The sequence below is a fragment of the Streptomyces sp. A0592 genome, assembly GCF_004795115.1.
In the GTDB taxonomy this organism is placed as follows: Bacteria; Actinomycetota; Actinomycetes; order Streptomycetales; family Streptomycetaceae; genus Streptomyces; species Streptomyces erythrochromogenes.
The window spans coordinates 210,529-236,497 of sequence record NZ_SSBM01000009.1 but is presented as its reverse complement, the minus strand read 5'-3'; the positions used below and the strand labels follow the sequence as shown (position 1 = coordinate 236,497).

Annotated in this window: 12 protein-coding genes; 10 read left to right on the top strand and 2 right to left on the bottom strand. The window is 71.2% G+C overall.

Annotation, left to right across the window (positions count from 1 at the left end; all coding sequences use genetic code 11):
* The first annotated feature begins 28 nt into the window (after positions 1-28).
* From E6U81_RS16320 to galE, 10 genes are all read left to right on the top strand, one after another.
* On the top strand, positions 29-3,943 hold the full coding sequence (locus tag E6U81_RS16320; RefSeq protein WP_136230787.1) for an Rne/Rng family ribonuclease: 3,915 nt from the start codon (positions 29-31) through the stop codon (positions 3,941-3,943).
* A 339-nt stretch (positions 3,944-4,282) separates the two neighbouring features.
* Entirely contained in the window at positions 4,283-5,869 is a 1,587-nt protein-coding gene (locus E6U81_RS16315) for an integrin alpha (RefSeq protein ID WP_136230786.1), read from the top strand.
* Positions 5,866-9,483, top strand: a complete 3,618-nt coding sequence (locus E6U81_RS16310) for a LamG domain-containing protein (protein ID WP_168714642.1) — start codon at positions 5,866-5,868, stop codon at positions 9,481-9,483. The genes E6U81_RS16315 and E6U81_RS16310 overlap by 4 nt, the downstream gene beginning before the upstream one ends.
* A 95-nt stretch (positions 9,484-9,578) precedes the next feature.
* The gene (locus tag E6U81_RS16300) at positions 9,579-16,106 is read left to right on the top strand and encodes an RHS repeat-associated core domain-containing protein (protein WP_240803841.1); all 6,528 of its coding nucleotides are present in this window, start codon (positions 9,579-9,581) and stop codon (positions 16,104-16,106) included.
* Positions 16,107-16,110: 4 nt separating this feature from the next.
* Positions 16,111-16,635 carry a hypothetical protein gene (locus E6U81_RS16295; protein WP_136230784.1) on the top strand — a complete coding sequence of 175 codons (525 nt, stop codon included), beginning with the start codon at positions 16,111-16,113 and terminating at the stop codon, positions 16,633-16,635.
* Between the two features lie 206 nt (positions 16,636-16,841).
* Positions 16,842-17,162 (top strand): 50S ribosomal protein L21, encoded by a 321-nt coding sequence (rplU, locus tag E6U81_RS16290; RefSeq protein WP_015033583.1) that lies wholly within the window; start codon positions 16,842-16,844, stop codon positions 17,160-17,162.
* A gap of 13 nt (positions 17,163-17,175) precedes the next feature.
* Entirely contained in the window at positions 17,176-17,430 is a 255-nt protein-coding gene (rpmA, locus tag E6U81_RS16285; RefSeq protein WP_008738950.1) for a 50S ribosomal protein L27, read from the top strand.
* Between the two features lie 177 nt (positions 17,431-17,607).
* Positions 17,608-19,053 carry a GTPase ObgE gene (gene obgE / locus E6U81_RS16280; protein ID WP_136230783.1) on the top strand — a complete coding sequence of 482 codons (1,446 nt, stop codon included), beginning with the start codon at positions 17,608-17,610 and terminating at the stop codon, positions 19,051-19,053.
* A 70-nt stretch (positions 19,054-19,123) separates the two neighbouring features.
* Positions 19,124-20,740: a glycosyltransferase family 2 protein gene (locus tag E6U81_RS16275; protein ID WP_136230782.1), complete on the top strand. Its 1,617-nt coding sequence runs from the start codon at positions 19,124-19,126 to the stop codon at positions 20,738-20,740.
* 59 nt (positions 20,741-20,799) lie between these two features.
* The gene (gene galE / locus E6U81_RS16270; RefSeq protein ID WP_136230781.1) at positions 20,800-21,813 is read left to right on the top strand and encodes a UDP-glucose 4-epimerase GalE; all 1,014 of its coding nucleotides are present in this window, start codon (positions 20,800-20,802) and stop codon (positions 21,811-21,813) included.
* A 96-nt stretch (positions 21,814-21,909) separates the two neighbouring features.
* On the opposite strand, the gene E6U81_RS16265 is transcribed toward galE, so the two are convergent.
* Positions 21,910-23,058: a glycosyltransferase gene (locus tag E6U81_RS16265; RefSeq protein WP_136230780.1), complete on the bottom strand. Its 1,149-nt coding sequence runs from the start codon at positions 23,056-23,058 to the stop codon at positions 21,910-21,912.
* On the bottom strand, positions 23,055-25,934 hold the full coding sequence (locus E6U81_RS16260; protein WP_136230779.1) for a bifunctional glycosyltransferase family 2 protein/CDP-glycerol:glycerophosphate glycerophosphotransferase: 2,880 nt from the start codon (positions 25,932-25,934) through the stop codon (positions 23,055-23,057). The genes E6U81_RS16265 and E6U81_RS16260 overlap by 4 nt, the downstream gene beginning before the upstream one ends.
* Positions 25,935-25,969: the final 35 nt, after the last annotated feature.

Here is a 25,969-nt window from a genome sequence, read left to right as displayed (position 1 = left end):
CGGGAGCGTGACGGGAGAACCGCCCGCAATGCTCAACAACGAAAACGACACCACCCCCGCCGGCGCCGACAGCAGCAGCCCCAGCGACAACCTGCCCCCGCGCAGGCGTCGCCGCGCCGCTTCCCGGCCGGCCGGTCCGCCCGGCGGCACCCCTGCCGCCGAGGTGACTCCGGTGGCGGAGCCCGCCCCCGTGGAGGAGGCCGCTCCGGCCGCCGCACCCGCCCGTCCCCGCCGCCGCGCGACCCGCGCCGTGGCCGCTCCGAAGGCCCAGGCCGCGGAGGCCGTCGTCGAGCCCGCCGCCGAGACCCCGGTCGTCGCCGAGGCTGCCGCTCCGGTCGTGGAGGAGGCTGCGGCGGCTCCGGCTCCGGCTCCGCGTGCCCGTCGTCGTGCGACCCGTGCCGTGGCTGCTCCGGCGGCCGAGGCTGCCGAGGTTCCGGTTGTGGAGGCTCCGGCTGTCGCCGAGGCTGCCGCTCCGGTCGTCGAGGAGGCCCCGGCCGCTCCGGCTCCGCGTGCCCGTCGTCGTGCCACCCGTGCCGTGGCTGCTCCGGCGGCCGAGGCTGCCGAGGTTCCGGTTGTGGAGGCTCCGGCTGCTGCTCCGGTGGTCGAGGAGGCTGCGGCGGCTCCGGCTCCGCGTGCCCGTCGTCGTGCCACCCGCGCCGTCGCCGCCCCGGCCGCCGAGACCCCCGCGGCCGAACCCCCGGCCGTGGAGACCCAGGCCGAGCCCGCCTCGGCCGCCGCCGTCGAGGAGGCCCCCAGGGCCGCCCGCGCCGTGACCGTCGCCGACGCCGTGGACGCCCCGAAGCGCGGCCGCCGCCGTGCCACCCGCTCCACCACCGCGGCCGCCGCCGCCCCGCAGCAGCCCGCCGCCGCCGAGCCCGAGGCCGCCCAGGCGCCCGCTGCTCCGGCCCGTGCCCGCCGCGCGGTGCGTCCCGCCGTAGCCGTCTTCCAGGCGCCGGTCTTCACCGAGCCGATGTTCCAGACCCCCGAGACCGCCGCCATGGCCGCCGCTGCCGCCGCAGCCGCGGTCGAGGCCGAGGAGGTCGAGGAGGAGGAAGAGGTCGAGGCCGCCGCTCCCGTCGAGCCCGCGCAGCCCGCCGGCCGTCGCCGTCGCCGTGGCCGCGGCGCAGCCGAGGCCGCTCCGGTCTCCCTGCCCGAGGTGCTCGCGGAGGAGGAGCCGGAGGCCGAGGCCGCCGAGTTCGAGGAGGACTCCGCCGAGTCCGCGGAGTTCGACGAGGGCGACGAGTCCGGCGAGCGCCCCTCGCGCCGTCGCCGTCGCGGTGGCCGCCGCCGCCGCCGCGGTGAGGCCGCCGACCTCGACGAGTCCGCCGAGGACGAGACCGAGGCCGAGGCCGCCGAGCAGGAAGCCGACGAGGAAGAGGACGAGGAGACCGACGAGGCCTCCGGTTCCACCTCCAGCCGCCGTCGCCGCCGTCGCCGCCGCCGCAGCGGCGAGCCCGCCGACGCCACCGGTGAGTCCGCCGGCGACGAGGACGGTGTCCGCACCGTCGTCAAGGTCCGCGAGCCCCGCCCGGCGCGCGAGAAGGCCGAGCCGTCGGACGAGGTCCAGTCCATCAAGGGCTCGACCCGCCTGGAGGCGAAGAAGCAGCGCCGCCGCGAGGGCCGCGAGCAGGGCCGCCGCCGCGTGCCGATCATCACCGAGGCCGAGTTCCTGGCCCGCCGCGAGGCCGTCGAGCGCGTCATGGTCGTCCGCCAGAGCGGCGAGCGCACCCAGATCGGCGTCCTTGAGGACAACGTGCTCGTCGAGCACTACGTCAACAAGGAAGAGGCCACCTCGTACGTCGGCAACGTCTACCTGGGCAAGGTCCAGAACGTGCTGCCGTCGATGGAGGCCGCCTTCATCGACATCGGCAAGGGCCGCAACGCGGTCCTGTACGCAGGTGAGGTCAACTTCGAGGCGCTCGGCATGGCCAACGGGCCGCGCCGCATCGAGTCCGCCCTCAAGTCCGGCCAGTCGGTCCTCGTGCAGGTCACCAAGGACCCGATCGGCCACAAGGGCGCCCGCCTGACCAGCCAGGTCTCGCTGCCCGGCCGCTACCTGGTCTACGTGCCCGAGGGCTCGATGACCGGCATCAGCCGCAAGCTGCCCGACACCGAGCGCGCGCGCCTGAAGACCATCCTCAAGAAGATCGTCCCCGAGGACGCGGGCGTCATCGTGCGCACCGCCGCCGAGGGTGCGAGCGAGGACGAGCTGCGCCGCGACGTCGAGCGCCTGCAGGCCCAGTGGGAGGACATCCAGAAGAAGTCGAAGCAAATCACGACCTCTTCGCCGTCCCTCCTGTACGGCGAGCCGGACATGACCGTCCGCGTCGTGCGCGACATCTTCAACGAGGACTTCTCGAAGGTCATCGTCAGCGGTGACGGCGCCTGGGAGACCATCCACGGCTACGTCTCGCACGTGGCCCCGGACCTGGCCGACCGGCTCCAGCGCTGGACCTCCGAGGTCGACGTCTTCGCGACGTACCGGATCGACGAGCAGCTCGCCAAGGCGCTCGACCGCAAGGTGTGGCTGCCCTCGGGCGGCTCGCTTGTGATCGACAAGACCGAGGCGATGATCGTCATCGACGTCAACACCGGCAAGTTCACCGGTCAGGGCGGCAACCTCGAGGAGACCGTCACCCGGAACAACCTGGAGGCGGCCGAGGAGATCGTGCGCCAGCTGCGGCTGCGCGACCTCGGCGGCATCGTCGTCATCGACTTCATCGACATGGTCCTGGAGTCCAACCGCGACCTGGTCCTGCGCCGCATGCTGGAGTGCCTGGGCCGCGACCGTACGAAGCACCAGGTCGCCGAGGTCACCTCGCTGGGCCTGGTCCAGATGACCCGCAAGCGGGTCGGCCAGGGTCTGCTGGAGTCCTTCTCCGAGACCTGCGTCCACTGCAACGGCCGCGGTGTCATCGTCCACATGGAGACGCCGACCGCGATCGGCGGCGGTGGCAACGGCAAGCGCTCCAAGCGCCGCGGCGGCCGCAGCGAGTTCGACCAGCACGACCACGAGGTCGAGACGGTCGAGACCCCGGAGGCCGAGGCCTTCGAGTCCGAGGCCGAGGTCGCCGCCGAGGTCGCCGCGCCCAAGGCACTGCCCGAGCCGGAGTTCGCCGCGGGCGAGGAGCTCTACGGCTCCGCCGCCGAGGCGGAGGCCGCGGCGGGTCTGAGCGGGCGCCGCAACCGGCGCCGTGCCACCCGCAAGGCGACCGCTCCGGCGGGTGCCCCGCGGCGTGAGGCCGCTCCGGCCCCCGTGGCCGAGGTCGTCGCCGAGCCGGTGACCGAGCCGGCCGACACCGTCCTGGAACCGGCCGCCGAGGTCGTGGCCGAGGCCGTCGAGGCCGCGGAGTCGGTCGAGGCCGCCCCCGCCGCGCCGGTCGAGGAGGCCGCGCCGAAGGGCCGTACCCGTCGCCGTGCCACCCGCAAGGCCACGGCGCCCGCGCCGGTCGCCGAGGCCGTCGCGGAGCCCGAGGCCGCTGCGGAGCCGGAGCCGGTCGTCGTGCCGGAGCCCGAGCCCGTCGTCGAGCCCGAGCCGGTCGTCGCGGCCGAGGAGGCCCCGGTGGCGGAGGCCGCACCGGCCCGTCCGCGCCGCCGTGCCACCCGTAAGGCCACCGCACCCGCCGGTTCCCCGGCGGGCGCCGCGGAGGCCGCCGTGCTGGTGGTCGAGGCCCCGGTGACCGAGCCGGCGGCGCCGGCCGAGGAAGCCGCACCCGCCGAGGCCGAGGAGCCCGCGCCGGCCAAGAAGGCCGCCCGCAAGGCTCCGGCCAAGAAGGCGGCCGCGGCGAAGAAGGCCCCGGCCAAGAAGGCGGCGGCCGCCAAGAAGACCGCGGTCAAGAAGACGGCCACGACCAAGAAGACCGCGGCGAAGCGGACGACGAAGAAGACCGCGGCGGCGGAGCAGCAGGCTGCCCCGTCCGTCTCGGCCCCGACCGAGGGCTGATATCGCGGCGTACGGTTCAAAACGGCTCTGTCCGGCACCAGTTGGTGCCGGACAGAGCCGTTTTTGCTGATGTGATCAACCTGTTAGGATCCGCGATCACCTCATGTCGGACATTGACTCTTGTTCAGCAGGCAGGTTCACGCCACAGTGGCCCAACGCTTGCTGTCAAGCGGCTTGCCACGGGGGGATCTCTGGCGAGCGGGGGGATGGGCCGACGCCCGCACACTGACCCGTGCCCGCGTCGCTCTTTTGTCGCACATCTTTCACGTTCCGTTGCTCCTTCCTGGTTTCCGGCTGCCGCTCAGCAGCTTCGAAATCGACGAAAACGGAACCCACTACGTGAGCAGAGCGACAACCGCGCCGCACGGCGCGGCCAGGCGGCGTGCCGCCAGAGGAGCGTGGGCCCTGGCGGCCACGGCCCTCACCCTGACCCTGACGGCAGGACCGACCCCCCTCGTGAGCACGGCCACCGCGGCCGCCGGCTGCTCCGGGGCCGAATCGGACTTCAACGGCGACGGCATCCGGGACACCGCGATCGCGGACCCCGAGGCCACCGTGAACGGCATCTCCAAGGCCGGGGTCGTGCACATCGTGTACGGCGGCGGCAAGGGGACCCTGGCGCTGACCCAGGAGGCCGCCAAGTCCGGGGGGTCCGAGGCGGGCGACCAGTTCGGCTACTCGATGGCCGTGTACGACGCCGACCTCGACGGCTGCAGCGACCTCGCCATCGGCACCCCGTACGAGGACGTCGGCACCGCCCCCGGCGGCGGCATCGACGCCGGCCGGATCGTCGTCGTCCACGGCTCGCCCACCGGCCTGGCCGCCGGCAAGGCGAGCGTCGAGTACGTCCAGGGCGCAGGCCTGATCTCGGCCATCGGCTCCGAGTTGTACGACTGGACGGGCTACTCCCTCGCCGCGGGCAAGACCTCGGCCGGTGTGCCGTTCCTCGTCGCCGGCGTGCCCGGTGAGGACGTCGGAACCACGGTGGACGCGGGCGCCTTCCTCTACATCTCCGGCTCGACCACGATGACGGCCACGCTCGTCACCCAGGAGACCACCAACGCGGGAGCCGTGCCCGACGCCAAGGAGGAGTACGACCGCTTCGGCACCACCGTTGCGGCCACCGCGACCCACCTCGCCGTCGGCTCCCCGGGCGAGGCCCAGGGCACCGTCGCCGAGGCCGGCGCGGTGACGATCTTCAGCCACGCCCTTACGGCGGGCTACCCCAAGCCGCTCAACGTGATCACCCAGGACACGCCCAACGTGCTCGGCGCCTGCGAGACCGGCGACGGCTTCGGCCGGTCGCTGGCCGCGACGCCCTACCGCGCCGCCGGAGCCACCAGCACCACCGAGTCCCTCCTCGCCGTCGGCATCCCGGGCGAGGACCTGTCCACGACCGTCGATGCGGGCGCCGTCCAGGTGTTCAAGATCGACGCGGCGGGTGCCTACACCGAGCTCGCCTGGATCGACCAGAACACCACCGACGTCGGCGGCGAGTCCGAGGCCGGCGACTACTTCGGCCAGCGCGTCGCCGCCTACAACACCGCCCCGACCAACACGAGCACCGGCGCCAACGTCAAGCTCGCCGTCGGCGTCCCGGGTGAGGACGGCGCCAACGGCGCCGCCGATCGGGGCGTGGTGCAGATGTTCGGGATGGTCGGAGCGCCCGGCGAGACCGACAAGATCCTGGAGCCCGGCTCCGAGATCCCGACCCCCGAGGCCCCGCGCGAGTACGCCGGGATGAGCATCGGCGGCGGAGCGGCCGGCCTCTACGTGGGCATGCCGTACGGCCCGGCCGCGGGCCACGCGGTCTACCTGTTCCCGTGGACGATCAGCGGCACGGGCGGCGCCCCCACCGAGACGTTCAAGCCCGGCGAGGGCGGTCTGCCCGCCGACCGCAACACCTTCGGAACGGTGGTCCGATGATGACGCACCAGCCACGCACCTCCCGCGGCATCGGCCGCACCGTGCTGCGCCGCGCCTCGATCGCCGCGGCGACCGCCGGCGCCGTCGTGGCCACCACCCTCGGCCTGGACATCTGGGAGGGCGCCGATGCGGCCCGTACCCAGGAGCCCGTCGCCGTGGGCACCCCCGTCCAGACGGAGTCGGAGGCCCGGGTCGCGGCCCGCAAGAGCGGCAAGCAGGTCGAGGTCCTCGGCCTGCGCACCGAGCAGCGGGAGATCTTCGCCGCGCCGGACGGCTCCTACACCGCCCGCGAGTACACCGAACCGGTGCACGCCGTGAAGAACGGCAAGTGGGTCGACATCGACAAGACGCTGGTCAAGCGCGCGGACGGCAGTGTCGTCCCGAAGGCGACCACCGTCGGTCTGGCCTTCTCCGACGGCGCGGCCGGCAAGCCGTTCGTCACCATGACCCGCAACACCCATGAGATGGCGCTGACCTGGCCCTACGGCAAGCTGCCCGCGCCCGTGCTCGACGGCGACACCGCCACGTACCCCGACGCGCTGCCGGGCGTGGACCTCAAGGTTCGCGCCGAGGCCAACGGCTTCGGCCACCTGCTGGTCGTCAAGACCCCGCAGGCCGCCGCCGACCCGCGCCTGACGCGCCTGGACCTCGGCCTCAAGGCCAAGGGCCTGACGTACAAGAAGGACGCGAACGGCGCGGTCACCGCCGAGGACAGCACGGTCGGCGGCACGGTCTTCCAGTCCGGTGCCCCGTCCATGTGGGACTCGGCCTCCTCCCAGGAGGCCGCCGCCCGCACCAAGGGCCCCAAGGCCGTCGCCCAGTCGCTGTCCGCGGCCCGTGCCGACGCCCCCACCGGGAAGGACGCGGCCGCGGACCTCGCTCCGGCCCTCGAAGGCCCGGGCGGCGGCGGCAAGGCCGCGGCCCTCGGCATCGAGGTGTCCAAGGACAAGCTGACCCTGGTCCCCGACCAGAAGCTGCTGCGCGACGGCGCGACGGTCTTCCCCGTGGTCATCGACCCGATCCAGAAGACGGCCGATCGCTCCGGCTGGACCGCCGTCATGTCGGGCAAGCCCACAGTGGGCGAGTGGAAGTACTCCGGCAGCGCGGGCGTGGGCAAGTGCCCGACGGACTACAGCGCCGCCTCGTGCGCCGGTGTCGGCACGCGCCGCGTCGCCTTCCAGATCCCGCTGTCCTTCTACAGCGGCAAGCAGATCCTCGGCGCCACCTTCAGCGCGCGCGTCCAGCACGTGTACTGGGCCGACGCCAGGGCCGAACCCATCCAGCTCCAGCGGATCGGCGGCAGCACCGCCCACATCGACAGCGGCAGCAACTGGAACAACACCCAGGGCGCGACGCTGACGACGCTGGAGACACTCAACGAGAAGATCCAGCCGACGAGCTGCACGTCCCAGGCCAACATGCACTTCAAGTCCGGTGCCTCCGGCGGCCTGACCAACAGCGTGCGCACCGCGGCCAACGAGGGCTGGCCCTCGATGCTCTTCAACCTCAAGGCGCAGAACGAGAGCAGCTTCGGCGGCTGGAAGCGGGTCTGCGGCAACGCGTACCTGAGCATCAGCTACAACACGCTGCCCGGCCTGATCGGCACCGGCTCCCTGTCGTCCAACCCCGGCGGCGCCTGCGTCACGGGCGCGGGCCGGCCCTACAGCGACGTGCCGCCGACGCTGCGCGCCATCGCGAACGACGCCGACGCGGGCGAGCAGGTCAAGGTCCGCTTCAAGCTGGAGTGGAAGGACGCGGCGGGCGCCGCCAAGTCCTACGAGGAGGACACGAACTACAAGGCGCCGACCAGCTCCACCCCCTTCGAGCACACCACCCGCACGACGATTCCCGAGAACACGGCCATCTCCTGGAGCGTCGCCGCCCATGACGGCGACGGCTGGGGTCCGTGGAGCGGCAAGTGCGAGTTCATGTACGACAAGTCCTTCCCGGGCAAGCCGAACGTGTTCACCGCCCAGTACCCGGCCACCAACGTCTACCACGACGGTGTCGGCGCTCCCGGCACGTTCACCTTCTCGCCCAACCCGAACGACACCGTGCCCGACACGGACGTCGTCAAGTACCGCTACACCTTCAGCGGTGAGACCGCCAAGGAGGTCGCCAACAGCACTGCGGGCGGCCCCGCCTCGGTGACCTGGACGCCCACCCGCTCCGGTCCGCACTGGGTCGACGTCGTCGCGGTCGACAAGGCGGCGCACCCGAGTGCCACTGCCCGCCACTCCTTCTACGTCGCCGCAGGCGCGGCCGCGGCCGCGCAGTGGAACCTCGCCGACGAGGCGGGCGGCAACGCCGCCGACGAGGAGCAGGGCAAGTACCCGGCCGGCTTCGGCCCGGGTGTCACCTTCGGTGTCCCCGGACCGGGCGGCACCATCGACCGCGCGGCCCGCTTCGACGGCACCGCCGACAGCTGGGTCGACGCGGGCAGCACGGTGCTGGACACCCTCAAGGGCTTCAGCGTCAGCGCCTGGGTCCGGCCCACGGACCTGAGCCGGGACATGACGGTGGTCAGCCAGGACGGCACCGGCGAGCCGGGCTTCGTCCTCGGCTACGACGCCATGGCCAAGACCTGGAAGTTCTCCGTCCCCGTCGACGACGTCGACACCCTCGGTGAATGGAAGGCCGTGTCCACCGGCGTCACCCCGGTCAAGGACCAGTGGGTGCTGCTGACCGGCATCTACGACGGAGCCGCCGGCAAGATCCAGCTGTACGTCGACAAGGACCTCAAGGGTGAGACGGTCCGCCGCTCCACCTGGAAGTCCTACGGCGCACTGCAGATCGGCCGCCACATCGACAAGGCGGGCTACGAGGACGCCTTCGTCGGCGACCTCGCCGAGGTCCGGGTCTTCAGCCGACCGCTCCTGCCCGCCCAGATCACCGACATCAAGACGGTGAGGCCGGAGCGCAAGGGGTACTGGCAGCTCAACGCGGCCCAGTCCGGAGCCTCCCCCGAGGCCGGCGGCGGCCAGGGCCTGACGATGGCCGGCAACGCGGCCATCTACGTCCCGAACCCCGACCCGCTGGCCGACCCGCCGCCGGTCGACGCCATGGTCGGAACCGGCCACCTGCTCCTCGACGGCAACGGCGACTACGTCTCGACGGCGGCCGCCCCGGTCACCGGTGCCGCGAGCTTCACGCTCTCGGCGCGAGTCCAGATCTCCTCGATCGACGCCACGGCCTCGCAGACCGTGTTCTCGCTGCCCGGTGCGAACGCCAACCGGGTCCAGGTCCGCTACCAGGGTGCAACCAAGCGCTGGGAGCTGGCCGTGGCCACGACCGACACGGCCGGCGCCACGGTGAAGGCCTTCTCCGAGAACCAGGTCCTGCCGGACACCAACCCCGTCGGCCAGCACCTGGCCGTCGTCTATGACGCGTTCGCCGGCCAGATCCGCCTGTACGTCAACGGCCAGCTGGCCGCGGCGCAGGGCGTGGACAACACGACCTGGGCCGCCACCGGCGGGCTCCAGGTGGGCCGTTCGGCCCGCGGCGCCGCCGAGTACTTCGCCGGAGCCATCGACGAGGTCCGCGCCTACAACGGCGCCCTCGACCCGACCTCCGTCGTCCAGCTCGCCGGCACGATCGAGCTGCCCCAGAGCTAGCCCCCGACCCGGACAGGTGTGCCCGCCCTGCGCAGGGCGGGCACACCTGTCCGCTTCCGCAGTACCTTCCTGCCCCTCTTTTGTGGAGTGCACTGATGTCTCTACGCGGCCGATTGCTCAATCGGCGCATACACCGGCGAACACTGGGCTCGGTCGTCATCAGCCTGAGCCTCGCCCTGTCCGCCTCGTCCGTCCAGGCGCTGGAACTGGCCCCCGGCGGCACCAAGCGGCCCGGAGTCCAGAACTTCGGCGACCCCGTCAAGGGAACCAAGGCCAAGTCCAAGGGCCGCCCGGCCAACGCCACCGCCAAGGCGGCCGTCAAGAAGCTGGACAAGCCCGTCTGGCCCGGCACGGGCAGCGCCGAACTGGCCGTCCCCGCCACCGGCGGAACGCCTGCGACCCAGGTGAAGGTGGGCGGCCTGCCCGTCACCGTCACCGCCCCGAAGGAAGCCGGCGCGAAGGCCTCGGCCACCTCCTTCTCGGCCGCCGCCATCGGCAGGACTGCCAAGCAGCCCGGCAAGGTCCGGGTCGACGTCGTCGACCCGAAGCGCGCCACCCAGCTCGGCGCCGGCGCGCTGCTGCGCGTCCAGCGGGCCGACCAGGCCGCCGACGGCGGTCAGGTCCGGCTGAACGTCGACTACGCGGCGTTCGCCGACGGCTTCGGCGGCAGCTACGGATCCCGCCTCCAGCTGGTCGAGCTCCCGGCCTGTGCGGCGGTCGCCGACCCCGGCACCGCGGCCTGCCCCGAACTCCCCAAGCCGCTCAAGACGGTCAACAACCCGAAGACGAAGACGGTCTCCGCGGACCTGACCGCCCCGGCCCGCCCGGCCGGCATGTCCATGATGGCGGCCGGTCCCGCAGCGGGCGGCTCGATGGTGGCCCTCGCCGCCGGTGACTCGGGCTCGCAGGGCAACTACGCGGCCACTCCGCTCGCCCCCTCGGCCAAGTGGAGCGTGGCCACGTCCTCGGGCGGCTTCTCCTGGTCGTACCCGCTGCGCACACCGCCCACCCCGGGCGGACTGGTGCCCACCGTCGGCCTCGGCTACTCCTCGCAGTCCGCGGACGGCCGTACCTCCGACACCAACAACCAGGGCTCCTGGCTCGGCGAGGGCTTCTCGTACGAGGCCGGCTACGTCGAGCGCACCTACAAGCCCTGCGCGAAGGACGGCCAGAAGACCTCCGCCGAGCAGTGCTGGGCCTTCGACAACGCCACGATCATGCTCAACGGCACGTCCACCCAGCTCATCAAGGGTGACGCCGACGGCAAGTGGCGGTTCGCGGCCGACGACGGCTCCAAGGTCGAGCAGCTCACCGGCGCCGTGAACGGCGACAACGACGGCGAGCACTGGAAGATCACCACGACCGACGGCACCGAGTACTACTTCGGCAAGAACCGTCTGCCGGGCTGGGCCACGGGCAACGAGGAGACCTCGTCCGTGTGGACGACCCCGGTCTTCGGCAACAACACCGGCGAGCCCTGCTACAACGCGACCTTCGCGAACGCCTCCTGCCAGCAAGGCTGGCGCTGGAACCTGGACTACGTCAAGGACCGCCAGGGCAACGTCATGTCGTACTTCTACGGCAAGGAGACGAACCACTACGCCCTGAACGGCAAGACCGACGTCAACGGCACCGCGTACACGGCCGGCGGCTACCTCAAGCGCGTCGACTACGGCCAGCGCGACGGCAGCGTGTACGCGGCGAAGGCCCCGGCCCGCGTGGTGTTCACCACGAAGGAGCGCTGCCTGGAGACCGACACCTTCAAGTGCCTCCCGGCCGACTTCAAGACGGCGAACGCCGCCCACTGGCCGGACGTCCCGATGGACCGGTACTGCGCGCCGAACACCAAGTGCAACGCCACGCAGGTAGCGGCCTCCTTCTGGACCCGCCAGCGGCTGACCGGCGTCACCACCCAGATCCGCAAGGACGCCACGAACTACGACGACGTGGACGCCTGGACGTTCACGCACCAGTTCACCGACAACGGCGACCAGTCGAAGACCCTGTGGCTGTCGAAGATCGACCACGAGGGCCGCAAGGGCGGCAGCGCCAAGGTCCCCTCGGTCGAACTGATGGGTACCCAGCTGGCCAACCGAGTGGATGGCCTCGGGGAGTCCATTGCCCCCTTCCACCGCTTCCGCCTCTCCACGGTCCTGAGCGAGACCGGCGCGCAGCTGGACGTCAACTACGCCCCGGCGGAGTGCACGAAGGACACCCTGCCCAAGCCGGGCGAGTCCACCAAGCGCTGCTACCCGGTCGTCTGGTCCCCGCCGGGATTCCTCGACCCGATCACCGACTGGTTCCACAAGTACGTCGTCCACCAGGTCATCGAGACCGACCGGACCGGCGGATCCCCGGAACAGGTCACCGAGTACGACTACCAGGGCCCCGCGGGCTGGCGTAAGGCCGAGCCCGACGGCATGACCGAGGACAAGTACCTCACCTGGGGCGGCTGGCAGGGCTACGGCAAGGTCAAGGTGACCACGGGCGGTGCGACCGTCAAGCCGACCCGGATCGACTACACGTACCTCCAAGGTCTGGACGGGGACAAGAAGCCCGACGGCAGCACCCGTTCGGTCACGGTCACCGACTCCGAGAACGGCACGCACACCGACCACAAGGAGTTCTCCGGCCATGAGCTGGAGGCGGCGACCTACGACGGCGACAAGCTCGTCTCCAAGGTCATCAAGACCCCGATGCGGCACTACACCGCGACGGACACCAACACTTGGGGCACCAGCCACGCCTCGCTGACCAAGACGGCCAAGACGCGCGGCTACTCGGTCACCGAGGGCGGCGACGGCCGCCGCGAGACCGAGTCGAACACCACGTACGACCTGGCGAACGGCACCGGCCGGATCCTCACCTCCGAGGACCTCGGCGACCTGTCCACCACGGCCGACGACACCTGCACTCGCACGTCCTACGCGGACAACGCGGGCGCCAACGTCCTCAGCCTGACCTCCAGGGTCGAGACCGTACTGGTCAAGTGCGCCACGACCCCCGACCGCAAGACCCAGGTGCTCTCCGACGAGCGCATCTCCTACGACGGCCTTGCCTTCGGCGCCGCGCCCACCGTGGGCCGGGCGACGAAGACCGAGCGCATGACGTCCCACAACGGGACCACTGCGACCTACCAGGTCACCGGCACCACGGCCTACGACGGCTTCGGCCGCCCGACCTCCCAGACCGACGCCTCGGGCGCCGAGACCAAGACGGAGTACACGGACGTCAACGGCCTCATCTCCCAGGCGAAGGTCACCAACGCCCTCGGGCACGTCACCACCACGGACTACGCACCCGCCTGGGGACAGTCCCTCGGCCAGACCGACCCGAACGGCAAGCGCAGCGACCTCGCGCTCGACCCGCTCGGCCGCCTGGTCTCGGTATGGCTGCCGGACCGCTCGAAGAGCGCCGGCCAGACGCCGAGCATCAAGTACAGCTACAACTTCCGCCTCGACAAGCCGGTCTCCGTCAAGACGGAGAAGATCGAGATCGACGGCTCGTACGGCGCCGAGTACCAGCTGTACGACAGCCTGCTGCGCCCGAGGCAGAAGCAGACCGAAGGGCCCAGCGGCACCCGCATGGTGGCCGACACCTTCTACAGCCCGACCGGCAAGGTCGCGAAGGTCAACGCGACGTACAACGCGGCAGGCGCGGCCTCCGACGAGCTGCTGATCGTCCGTAACGGCGATGTCGGCGCGCAGACCCTGTACGAGTACGACGGCCTGGGGCGGACCACCGCCGAGATCTTCGCGGCGGCGGGCGGCGAGCAGTGGCGCACGACGTACGTACACGGCGGTGACCGGGTCCACATCGACCCGCCGGTCGGCGGCGTGCCGACGACCACCCTGACGGACGCGCAGAACCGCACGACGGAGGTCCGCCACTACAAGGGCGCCGCCCCCGTCCCGGCGGGACCGACGTCCGGCTACGACAGCACGAAGTACGGCTACACGCCGGCGGGCAAGCTGGCGCAGCTCGAGGACGCCGGGGGCAACGTCTGGACGTACAAGTACGACCAGCTCGGCCGACTGACGGAGGCCGTCGACCCGGACTCGGGCAAGCGGACCACCGCGTACGACGAGGTCGACCGTCCGGTCTCCGTGACCGAAGCCCGGGGCAAGACGATCTCGACCGTCTACGACAAGCTCGGCCGGACGCTGTCGACGTGGGACGGTGCCCCAACCACCGGCACCAAGCTCACCGAGCAGCGCTACGACAAGGCGGGCTGGCTCGGCAAGGGCTGGGCTTCGCTGCGCTACATCAACGCGACGGAGTACTTCGCCGCGATCGTCCAGGGAATGGACGAGTTCTACCAGCCGCTGAAGACGGCCTACACGGTCCCCGCCTCCTCGGGAACGGGCCTGGCGGGCACCTACGTCTACGGCACCGCCTACAACCGTGACGGCACCAAGCAGAGCGACAGCGTCCCCGCTGCGGGCGGTCTCCCCGCCGAGGCCCTGGCCTACAGCTACGACGACATCCAGCGCCCGAAGAGCATGACGGGCACGACGCCGTACGTCACCAACGCCATCTGGTCCGGCCGCACCCTGCTCCAGCAGCTGGAGCTGAACAACGGCGGCAAGAAGACCTGGCAGACCTTCCAGTACGAGACCGGCACCGACCGCCTGATCAAGTCGACGGTGGACATCTACGGCTCGACCACCGGTCCGGCCAAGGAGTCGAACTACTCGTACGACCAGATCGGCAACGTCAGGTCCATCGCGGACACGGCCGGAGCGGGCACGCCCGACCTGCAGTGCTTCGCGTACGACTACCAGAACCGGATGACGGAGTCCTGGACCCCGGCGACCACGAAGGCCGGGGCGACCGCGGCCGGCACGGTCGGCAGCCAGGTCCCGGTCTCGGGCTCGGGCCCGGCGGCCTGCTCCGGCGCTCCCGGCTCCGCCGCCCTGGGCGGTCCGGCGCCGTACTGGAACTCGTACACCTTCGACACGGTGGGCAACCGCCTCTCCGAGACGGCCCACGACACCGGCCTGAACGCGTCGAAGGACGTCAAGCGCACCTTCACCTACAAGGCGGGGACGCACCGGGTCGAGAAGGTCGTGGAGAACTCCCCGACCGGCAACCGCCAGTACACGTACGGCTACGACGCAGCGGGCAACACGACGCAGCGGACGATCGGAGGCAACACCCAGACCCTGGAGTACGACTCCCAGGGCGACCCGGTTCGCAACAGCCAGCCGGACGACGTCACGACCCCCGGCAAGAACGAGGCGTCGGAGACGACCTTCCTCTACGGCCCGGGGGGCAACCGCATCCAGCGCAAGGACGCCACCGGCACCACGGTGTACCTGCCGGGCATGGAGCTGCGCCTGGATGCGGGAGCGACTACGGCGAAGGCGACGCGCCACTACGCCTTTGCGGGCCAGAGCATCGCGGTCCGCACCCCTGACAACAAGCTGTCCTTCCTCGCCTCGGACCACCACGGCACGGGCGAGCTGGCGATCGACGCAACCACCGGCGCGGTCACCCAGCGACGGATGGACCCCTACGGCAACAAGCGCGGCACCCCGCAGGGCACCTGGCCGGGGGAGAAGGGCTTCGTCGGCGGCACCATCGACACGTCGACCGGTCTGACGACGATCGGCGCGCGCGAGTACGACTCGTTCCTGGGCAAGTTCATCACCCCGGACCCGGTCGTCGACACGAGCGACGCCCAGCAGCTCAACGCGTATGCGTACGCCCACAACCGCCCGGTCTCGGCGAGTGACCCGACGGGTCTGTACGACCCGGACGAGAGGGCGTACTGCCAGTCGCACCCGAGCAGCTGCACCAGCGGCAAGGTCAACACGAACACTACGCCGGAGCAGCAGGACGTCAACGACGCCACGGACAACCTGAACCGGGCGGAGGGCAACCTCAACAGCGCCAAGGGCAAGGTCAAGACCGCAGTCAAGCAGATCACCAAGATCCTGATGGACGAGCTTGGTGTGACCGCGGCCCTGGACTGCTTCTCCAGTGGAGACCTCGGCGCCTGCGGTGAGACCGCACTGAACATCGCGGGCAGCTTCGCGGGAGGCCTGGCGGGCAAGGTCCTGGCCAAGTACGGCGCCCCGTGGAAGTGGGAGAAGGCGGGACAACTGATCAAGCGCCTGGCCGGCTTGGCAGGCGACCTGATCGACGGTGCCAAGGCGTGGTGGAAGGCCGCCGATGCCGTCGGCAAGGCCAAGGGGGCTCTGTCAGCAGCCAAGGCCAAACTCAAGCCGGGCTCGGCGTTCGACGAGGCAGCGCTGCTACAGGAGGCCAATGAGGCGCGGGACCTCGTGGTGGACGAGTTGTCCAAGGGGCCGGCGTCCATGCGGTCGAAGCACGCGGTCGCCGTCGGCGCCTTCAACGTCAGGACGGGCAAGGTGGCGTCCGGCGTGTCTTCCAAGCCCAAGGGCGACTTCCCGGGCGAATGCGCCGAGGCGTGTGCAGCACGTAATGTCGGTGGGGACCTGAAGGACATCCGCTTCACGCGGGCCGTCCGGCCGAGAGGTTCGGGCAATCCGCCGAAGGACCAGCCTGTCTGTGCCGCCTACTGCGAGCCCACCTACGGCAGAAGGGCGTTCCCCGACCCGGACACCACATATGCGTCCGACCTGGCGAAGGACTGATCACGTGACGAACGAACAGGCGCGGCAGCTCGTGGCGTCGCTCACCGGTGCCCGGGACGCGGCTTCGGTCGAGCGGTGGGCGTACGAGATCGAAGACCTGGTGGTGCCGATCAACGACTCTCTCCGGCCGGGAGCGGATGCGGTGGCCGCGTGCCTCGTCGCCGGTCTCGCGACCGCGACCGCCGAATCGCGGGCGGAGGTCCTGCACCTCCTGGTCCAGCTCGCCGCCTCCGTGGTGGAGGCCGATGATCCCGACTCCGTGCGCGAACTGCGGCAGGAGATCGAGCGGGGATTGCCGGCGTTCGAGGCGGTGGCGGACACGGGTTCCGGTGGGGAGCGACTGGTCTGTGTCGACCTGTTCTCCACCTGTGCGCGGTTCGGCAGGTCTTGCTACGACCGGTCGACCAAGGTCATGTCGAGGCTGGCCGAGGGCGGAGCCGACCTGAAGGCGAGAGCGGCTGTCGAATTCGACGACCTCCGGGTGAACGGGTATCCCGCACGGTTCGACCCGCCGGCTCTCGGCGAGTAGTCGGCGACGACCGTGTGTGATCGGGCCCCGGTTTGACCCATCAAACCGGGGCCCGTAACCTGGGTCGCTGGCGTGTCTATGTGTACGCCATCCACTGAGCACCTCACCTCCCGTATCGCCTCGCGGCGCGGGGGAGGCCGGTCTGCGGGTTCCCGCGGGGCCGGCTGGCTTCAGGGGTTCCCGAATCGAGTGAGAGAGAGATCCGCGTGTACGCCATCGTGCGCAGCGGTGGTCGCCAGCACAAGGTTGCTGTCGGCGACATCGTTGAGGTTGACAAGATTTCCACTGCCAAGGTTGGCGACACGGTCGAGCTCTCGACCCTGCTCGTTGTCGACGGCGACGCCGTGACCAGCGACCCGTGGGTCCTGGCCGGTATCAAGGTCACGGCCGAGGTCGTGGACCACCACAAGGGCGCCAAGATCGACATCCTGCGCTACAAGAACAAGACCGGCTACCGCCGTCGCCAGGGTCACCGCCAGCAGTACACGGCGATCAAGGTCACCGGTATCCCCGCGGCTGCGAAGTAAGAGGGACTGAGACATGGCACACAAGAAGGGCGCATCGTCCACCCGGAACGGGCGCGATTCCAATGCTCAGCGGCTCGGCGTGAAGCGCTTCGGCGGTCAGGTCGTTTCCGCTGGTGAGATCCTCGTCCGCCAGCGCGGCACCCACTTCCACCCCGGTGCGGGTGTGGGCCGTGGCGGCGACGACACGCTGTTCGCGCTGCAGGCGGGTGCTGTCCAGTTCGGCACGCACCGTGGCCGCAAGGTCGTCAACATCGTTCCGGCCGCCTGATCCAGCTTCTGCTGATCAAGCGTACGTAACTTCCCGAGGGCGGATCTCAGCTCTTCCCGGCTCAGGCCGGGAAGAGAGGTCCGCCCTCGGCGCGTTGTCACATAGACACGTTTAATGGGCAGCAAGGCCTGCCACCGGATTTTCCGGACTATCCCCGCTGTATCTGGAGGAACAACCATGACCACCTTCGTGGACCGCGTCGAGCTGCACGTCGCCGCGGGTAACGGAGGCCACGGCTGCGCCTCCGTTCACCGGGAGAAGTTCAAGCCGCTCGGCGGCCCCGACGGCGGCAACGGCGGCCGTGGCGGCGACGTCATCCTGGTGGTGGAGCAGGCGATCACCACCCTGCTGGACTACCACCACAGTCCGCACCGCAAGGCGACCAACGGCAAGCCCGGCGAGGGCGGCAACCGCTCCGGCAAGGACGGCCAGGACCTGATCCTGCCCGTGCCCGACGGCACCGTCGTCCTCGACAAGCAGGGCAACGTCCTCGCCGACCTCGTCGGCCAGGGCACCACCTACGTGGCCGCCGAGGGCGGCCGCGGCGGCCTCGGCAACGCCGCGCTCTCCTCCGCCCGCCGCAAGGCCCCCGGCTTCGCGCTCCTCGGCGTCCCCGGCACCACCGGCGACATCGTCCTGGAGCTCAAGACCGTCGCCGACGTGGCGCTGGTCGGCTTCCCGAGCGCCGGCAAGTCCTCGCTGATCTCGGTGCTCTCCTCGGCCAAGCCGAAGATCGCGGACTACCCCTTCACCACCCTCGTCCCCAACCTGGGCGTCGTCACCGCCGGCTCGACCGTCTACACGATCGCCGACGTCCCGGGCCTGATCCCCGGCGCCAGCCAGGGCAGGGGACTGGGCCTGGAGTTCCTGCGCCACGTCGAGCGCTGCTCGGTGCTCGTGCACGTCCTGGACACCGCCACCCTGGAGACCGACCGCGACCCGATCGCCGACCTCGACGTCATCGAGGAGGAGCTCAAGCTCTACGGCGGCGGCCTGGAGAAGCGCCCCCGCCTCGTCGTCCTCAACAAGGTCGACATCCCGGACGGCCAGGAGCTCGCCGACATGGTGCGCCCCGACCTGGAGGCACGCGGCTACAAGGTCTTCGAGGTCTCCGCGGTCGCCCGTACGGGCCTGAAGGAGCTCTCCTACTTCCTCGCCGAGGTCATCGCGAAGGCCCGCGCCCGCAAGCCGAAGGAGGAGGCGACCCGCATCGTCATCCGCCCGAAGGCCGTGGACGACGCCGGCTTCACCGTCGCCTACGACGAGGCCGAGGACGTGTACGTGGTGCGCGGCGAGAAGCCGGAGCGCTGGGTCCGCCAGACCGACTTCAACAACGACGAGGCCGTCGGCTACCTGGCCGACCGCCTCAACCGCCTCGGTGTCGAGGAGGCGCTCAAGAAGGCCGGCGCCCGCGCCGGCGACGGCGTCGCCATCGGCTCCGACGAGAACGCGGTCGTCTTCGACTGGGAGCCGACCATGATGGCCGGCGCCGAGATGCTGGGCCGCCGCGGTGAGGACCACCGCCTGGAGGCTCCGCGCCCGGCCACGACGCGCCGCAAGGAGAAGGAAGCCAAGCGCGGGGACTCGGCGCAGCAGGAGTACGACGAATTCCGGCCGTTCTAGTCCCCTCCCGAGGGCAGCTGCCCCGGAGGGTCTGAAGGCGTCCTTATACGGGTCGCCTAGGATCCTCCGGGTGAACAGCAGCAACCTCCCCACGGTCTCCGTCGTGGTCATCGCGTACAACGACGCCGGGCTCGTGGGCGAGGCCGTCTCCTCGGCCCTCGCCCAGGGCCCGGTGGTCACCGAGGTCATCGCGGTGAACGACGCCTCGTCCGACGGCACCGCGCGGGTGCTGGACGAACTGGCCTCCGTCCACCCCCGCCTCAAGGTCGTGCACCGGACGGAGAACAGCGGCGGGTGCGGCACCCCGCGCAACGACGGGATCGCCGCGGCGTCCGGCCGGTACGTGCTCTTCCTCGACAGCGACGACATCCTGCCACCGGGCGCGGCGGACGCCCTGGTGCGCACCGCCGAGCGGCACCGCGCCCCGGTCACCGTCGGCGCGGCCGTGCGGCGCGAGCTGCCCCAGCAGCACGACGTGCCGTGGATGCCCGGTCTCTACACCCCCGGCGACGTCATCGAGCGCCCGGCGGACCGGCCCGAGCTCGTCCGCGACACCCTCTGCGTCAACAAGCTCTACGAGCGCGCCTTCCTGGAGGAGCACGGCCTGCGCTTCCCGGACGGCCGGTTCGTCTACGAGGACTTCGTCTTCACGTCCCGCGTGCTCGCCGCGGCCCCCCGCATCGCCGTCACGGGCGACCTCGTCTACGTCTGGCACGTGCGCCGCAGCGCCGCCCAGGTGTCCATCTCCCTGGACCGCAAGGACGTCGGGAACTGGCGCTCCCGCATCGAGGCCCACCGCACGGCCGCCCGGACCCTCGCCGCCGCCTCCCCGGTCCTGGGCAGTGCCTGCCAGGTGAAGTTCCTCGAGTACGACCTGCGCATGTACCTGCGCGAGCTCGGCCGCGATCCCGAGTACCAGGCGGCCTGGTGGACCCTCACCCGGGAGTACGTCGACACCTTCGCCGAGGCCGACGTCGAGGCAGCCGCGGCCCACGCCCGCTGGATCGTCCGGGTGCTGCGTGCCACCGCGACCCCGCCCGCCGACATCGAGCGGCTCACCCGCCTCGCTGCCGAACCGCCGCGCCTGCTGCCCCCGTACGCGGTCGGCGCCTCCGGCGAACCGGTGTGGAGCGAGGAGCTCCCCGCCGCGCTGGACGGCCTGCCGGCGCTGCCGGTCGGGGAACTGCCCGTCACCGCCGACGCCGAGCCGGCCGGCCGCGGCGCCGTACGGGTCCGCGTGCACGACCTCTACGGGCGCCTCGCCGAGGCCGGACCGCAGACCGCCCGCCTGAGCTTCATGCCCCGCGCCGGAGGCGAACCCGTCCTCGCGCGCCCCGTCGAGCTGCTGCCCGACCAGGAGGGCGGCTGGACGGCCGTCCTGCCGTTCCGCCTCGCCGACCTGGCCGTCACCGGCCGCCGCCAGGGACTGCGCAGGATGCAGGCCTGGAACGTCGGGCTGGGCGTGCAGTGTGCCGACGGGAGCTCGGTGTCCACCTCTCTGCGCCCCCGGGGCCGGCTCCTCCGCCGCCGGGCGCTGCCCAGCAGCCGGTACGGTGTTCTGCTGGCGCAGCCCTACCGGACGGGGGCCGGCGCCCTCGCGCTGCGCCTCGCGCCCGGCGCCGAGGGAGCCCTGGACCTCGTACGCAACCGCCTCCACCGGGCCCGGGCAGCCCGGGGGGCGGGCTGAACCCGATGCGCCCCGCTGCGCTTTCCCCACCGAAGTCGGACAGGACCAAGGAGATACACATGACGTTTCTGATCACCGGTGGCGCCGGTTACATCGGCGCGCACGTCGTCCGCGCGATGCTGCTCGCGGGGGAGAAGGTCGTCGTCCTCGACGACCTCTCCACGGGCAACGAGGCCCGCGTCCCGGAGGGCGTCCCGCTGGTGGTCGGCTCCGTCCTGGACCGGCTGGTGCTGGAGAAGACCATCCGCGAGCACAAGATCACGGGCGTGGTGCACCTGGCGGGCAAGAAGCAGGTCGGCGAGTCCGTCGAGAAGCCGCTGTACTACTACCACGAGAACGTCCAGGGCCTGACCGTCCTGCTCCAGGCCGTCGCCGACGCGGGCGTGCGCAACTTCCTCTTCTCCTCCTCCGCCTCCGTGTACGGCATGCCCGACGTGGACCTGGTCACCGAGGACACCCCGTGCGCGCCGCTGAGCCCGTACGGCGAGACCAAGCTGGCCGGCGAGTGGCTGGTCCGCGCCGCGGGCAAGGCGCACGGCATCTCCACCGCCTGCCTGCGCTACTTCAACGTGGCGGGCGCCGCGACCCCGGAGCTCGCGGACACCGGTGTCTTCAACCTGGTCCCGATGGTCTTCGAGCGGTACGACGCCGGCCAGGGCGCCAAGATCTTCGGTGACGACTACCCGACGCCGGACGGCACCTGCATCCGCGACTACATCCACGTCGAGGACCTGGCGGAGGCCCACGTGGCGGCCGCCCGCAAGCTGGCCGAGTGGGCCGCGGCCGAGGACTACAAGGACCTCACCGTCAACATCGGGCGCGGCGAGGGCGTCTCGGTCGCCGAGATGGTCGAACTCCTGAACAAGGGCACCGGGCACGACCACGCCCCGGTGATCAGCCCGCGCCGGCCCGGCGACCCGGCGAAGGTCGTGGCCTCCGCCGACCGGATCAACACGGTGCTGGGCTGGGCGGCCCGCCACGACGTCAGCGAGATGGTCACCTCCGCCTGGGCGGGCTGGGAGGCCAACAAGGTGGCCCGCGGCAACGCGCACCGCGACGTCCACAAGGCCTGACCGGTCCGGCCGGTGCCCCGGCCGTACGACGAAGCCGCCCGCCCCGGAGGTGTCCGGGGCGGGCGGCTTCGCCGTTCCTCGCGTGCGGCCCGGCCGTCAGCGCTCCAGGAAGGCGAACAGCTCCTCCCACCGGTCGGTGATCTCGGCGCTGGAGTAGCGCTTCACCGAGCGGAAGGCGTTGTCCCCGAGCCGGTCGCGCAGCTCGCGGTCGGACATCAGCGCGTGCAGGTGTCCGGCGAGCTCCATGGTGTTGCCCAGCCGGGCCAGCAGGCCGTCCTCGCCGTGTTCGACGATCTCGCGCACGCCCGGCGCGCAGTCGAAGGCGGCCGGAGCCACGCCCGCCGCCATCGCCTCCAGCAGCGTGATCGGGAAGCCCTCGGCGCGCGATGCCTGAGCGAAGACCGAGGCCTCCCGCAGCGCGCCGAGCACGTCGTCGGTGCTGCCCATCCACTCGACACAGTCGTCGAGCCCGAGCGCGGTGCAGTGCGCCCGCAGGGCCTCCTCCTCCACACCCGCGCCGTAGATGCGCAGGACCCAGTCGGGGTGGTGCGGCGCCGCGTCGGCCCACGCGTCGAGCAGCAGGTCGACGCCCTTCTCGAAGGCGAGGCGGCCGACGCTCGCCACGACCTTCCCGGTGCGCGGAGCGGGGGCGCCGGGCATGAAGGGGATCGGGTTCGGCATGCTGCCGACGTTCTCCATGCCCGCCCGGATCCACAGGTCCGCGTCCTCGGGGGTCAGCACCAGCAGCCGGTCGACCTCCCGGTAGTGCCGGCGGACCCGCTCGCCGCGGGTGGACTTCTGGCTGGCCTCGAACGACTCGTGGCTCATGCCGATGACGGACAGCCCCTTGGTGTCGGCGAGCGCCACCCACTCCATCGCCCAGACCTGGGTGACGATGACGACCCCGCCCGGACGGGCTCCGCGCAGCAGCTCGCTCAGCCGGTCCGCCTTGGCCCGCATCTGCGCCCGCCTGGCCGCCTGACGGCGCCGCTCGGGCGCGTTCAGCCGGCCCTTGATGCCGCGCAGCCGGCGCGCCGACGGCGGGTGGGCCTCGTACAGGGTCGTCGTCCCGTATGGCAGGTCCTCGGGCAGCTTCTGCCGGATCTCCTCGGCGACCGGCGCGATGCCCACGATGTGCACCCTGTGCCCGCGGTCGGTGAAGTGCCGGGCCATCTGGTGCGACCAGGTGGTCACGCCGCCGATCTCGTCGACGCTGTTGGAGACGATGAAGATGTCCCGGCTCACTTGCCGCTCCCGGTGAAGAACTTCTCGACGATCTGGCGGGCCGCGTCCCCGCGGTCGTACTCGCCGAACTCGGTGAGGAAGCGCTGCCGCGCCTCCGCGTACTTGGCGTCCGCCTCCTCGAAGGCCGCCAGCGCCTGCAGGAGTTCGTCCGCGGTGGCCACCACCGGGCCCGGGGCCTTCTCCTTCAGGTCGAAGTACGTGCCGCGGATGTCGGTGGCGTACTTCTCGTAGTCGTACGCGAAGAACACCATCGGCCGGTCCAGGACCGCGTAGTCGAACATCACGGACGAGTAGTCGGTGATGAGTCCGTCGGCGAGGGCCAGCAGCGGGGTGATGTCGTGGTGCCGTGACACGTCGACGACCCGGCCTGCGACCGAGGGCGGCAGCGAGACGCTGTTGAGGTAGTGGGTCCGCACCAGCAGCGTGAAGCGGTCGCCGAGCCGGTCCGCGAACTCCTCCACGTCGAAGGGGAAGGTGAAGCCCTCCACCGCGCCGTCCGCGCCCGCCCGGAAGGTCGGCGCGTACAGCAGCACCTTCTTGTCCGGGTCGATGCCGAGTTCGGCGGCGAGGGCGCCGCGGACCCGCTCGCCGCTGGCCACCTCGGCCCGGTGCGCCTCGACGAGGGCGTCGTTGCGCGGGTAGCCCGTGCGCAGCAGCACCTCGTCGCGCAGCCGGAAGCCCTTGGCGAGGGTGCGGACGTCGTGCTCGGAGCGGATCAGGAAGTGGTCGAAGCGGTCCACGGCCGCCTGGAAGCGGGCCTGCCCGGCCCGGCCCTGCGCCTTGGTGCGGGGCTCGTGGAAGCCCATCCGCTTGAGCGCGGAGCCGTGCCAGGTCTGGATGTACGTGGTGCCCGGGCGCTTGGCGAGGGCCAGCGGGAAGCCCTGGTTGTCGACCCAGTACTCGGCCTGGGCCAGGGCGCGCAGGTACTGCCAGCTCCAGCGCTTGACCAGGGTGGCCTCCTTCGGGAAGCCGGTGGGCTTGGCGCCCGCGTACGACCAGACCGCCTCGAAGGGCGCGCCCTGGCGGACCATCTCCTCGTAGATGGCCTTCGGGCTGTCGCTGTACTGCTTGCCCATGTGGCTCTCGAAGACGACCGTGCCCTTCTTGACGGGCAGCTTGGAGAAGACCTCGTGGTAGATCTTCACCTTCTGCTCGCCGGAGCCCATGTTCCGGCGGGCCCGCAGGGCCTTGCGCAGACCCCGCTTGACCACGCCCGCCGCCTTGCCCTGTATGGCGTTGTTGATCAGCGACTGGGTGCGGACGGCGGCGGCGCCCTCCGCGGTCAGGACGTAGGAGAGGTTGCCCTTCTTGGTCATCTCCGCGGCGAAGCGGTCGGAGACCAGACGCGTCAGCCGCGGCCGGACGCGCAGCCGGGCCGCCGAGTCCAGGTCGAGGCCGCCGACCGAGACGCGGGTGGTGATCCGCTCGCCCCCGGCGGTCAGCTTGAGCCGGACGTCCCAGACGGCGTCGATGATGCCGAGGGGGCGCACGGTGCCGCCGATGTCCGCCGTGGTGCGCCACTCGATCGTGTCACCGGCGTGCCGCAGGGTTGTCACCGGGAAGCTGAAGGAGCGCACGCCGACCTGCCGGCGGGCCCTCAGCTCCAGGGTGGCCTTCAGCTCCGCGTCGTCGGCGATGCGGCCCAGCGGGTTCACGACGGTGCCGGACAGCGTCACGGTGCCGCGGCCGTCGTCCTCGTAGGAGGTGAGCCGGTTGCCCAGGGTGAGGGAGGGGAGCGGGGTGGTGTGGAACCCCTGCTCGGTGACGTCCAGTATCCGGCGGGCCTCGGCGGCGTCGGGGCCGTCGAGGTGCTGCCCGCACCAGTAGACGCGGCCGTCGCGCTCGGCGAGCGGCGAGGTCAGCCGGCCCTTGTTGATCATGGCGTCGGCGGCCGGGAGCAGGTTGTCCCAGTCCTCCTTGCCCAGCAGGTACGCGCAGATCGCCTGGAGATGGGTGACGTGCTCGTACGCCTCCGGGTCGATGCCGGCGAGGTAGCCGTTGGCGAGGCCCGCGAACTCCTGGCGGTACTCGTCGCTCAGCAGCGGCAGGTCGCGCAGGTGCAGGACCAGGTCGTGCTTGAGGAACTTGGCGTCCTTGGCCGACTTGATGTCCGTGTGGCCCTTGGCCGCCAGCAGTTCGTCTACGCGCCGGTGGATCTCCATCCGGTGGACGAAGTTCGCGATCTCGTGGCGCCGGTTGCTGATCGACTTGGCCGCGGCCTTCTCGACCACGTTCCAGAAGTAGACGTGGTTGGGGATCAGCGTGATGCGCCGGGCCGCCACGTACGCCTGCGCGGAGAACAGCAGGTCCTCGTAGTGGATGCCGACCGGGAACTCCAGGCCCTGCTCCAGCAGGAACGCGCGCCGGTAGCACTTGTTCGTGGAGAGCGTGTCGTAGACCAGCAGGTCCGGGAACTCGGTGATCGACTCCAGCGTGCGGGTGCGCGAGTAGATCCAGGGGTACCACTCGGTGGTCTTGCCCCACCGGTTGTCGAGGTGCACGCGTACGCACATGCCCGAGACCAGGTCGGAGCCGGTCCGCTCGGCGGCGGACAGCATGTTCCGGCAGGCGTTGCGCTCCAGCACGTCGTCGCTGTCGAGGAACATCACGTACGTTCCGGTGGCCTGCTGGACACCGTGGTTGCGCGGCGCACCGCAGCCGCCGCTGTTCTGCGGCAGCTGGAAGGCGCGCACTCTCCCCGGATGCGCGGACTCGAGTTCCTGGGCGACCGCGAAGGAGCGGTCCTGGCTGCAGTCGTCGACGATCACGACCTCGACACCCTGGAGTGTCTGGTCGAGAACCGACTGGACTGCTGTCGACAGACGCTCTGCGTCGTTGTAGACGATGACGACCACGGAGACGTCGGGCACGTGCACCTCGATCCCTTCGTTTCGTTCCGCTCATTCCGCTT

Excerpts from the sequence above, each read along its gene's own strand:
- E6U81_RS16320 (WP_136230787.1), top strand. The coding sequence starts at position 29 with ATGCTCAACAACGAAAACGACACCACCCCCGCCGGCGCCGACAGCAGC.
- E6U81_RS16310 (WP_168714642.1), top strand. The coding sequence starts at position 5,866 with ATGATGACGCACCAGCCACGCACCTCCCGCGGCATCGGCCGCACCGTG.
- E6U81_RS16300 (WP_240803841.1), top strand. The coding sequence starts at position 9,579 with ATGTCTCTACGCGGCCGATTGCTCAATCGGCGCATACACCGGCGAACA.
- rpmA (WP_008738950.1), top strand. The coding sequence starts at position 17,176 with ATGGCACACAAGAAGGGCGCATCGTCCACCCGGAACGGGCGCGATTCC.
- obgE (WP_136230783.1), top strand. The coding sequence starts at position 17,608 with ATGACCACCTTCGTGGACCGCGTCGAGCTGCACGTCGCCGCGGGTAAC.
- galE (WP_136230781.1), top strand. The coding sequence starts at position 20,800 with ATGACGTTTCTGATCACCGGTGGCGCCGGTTACATCGGCGCGCACGTC.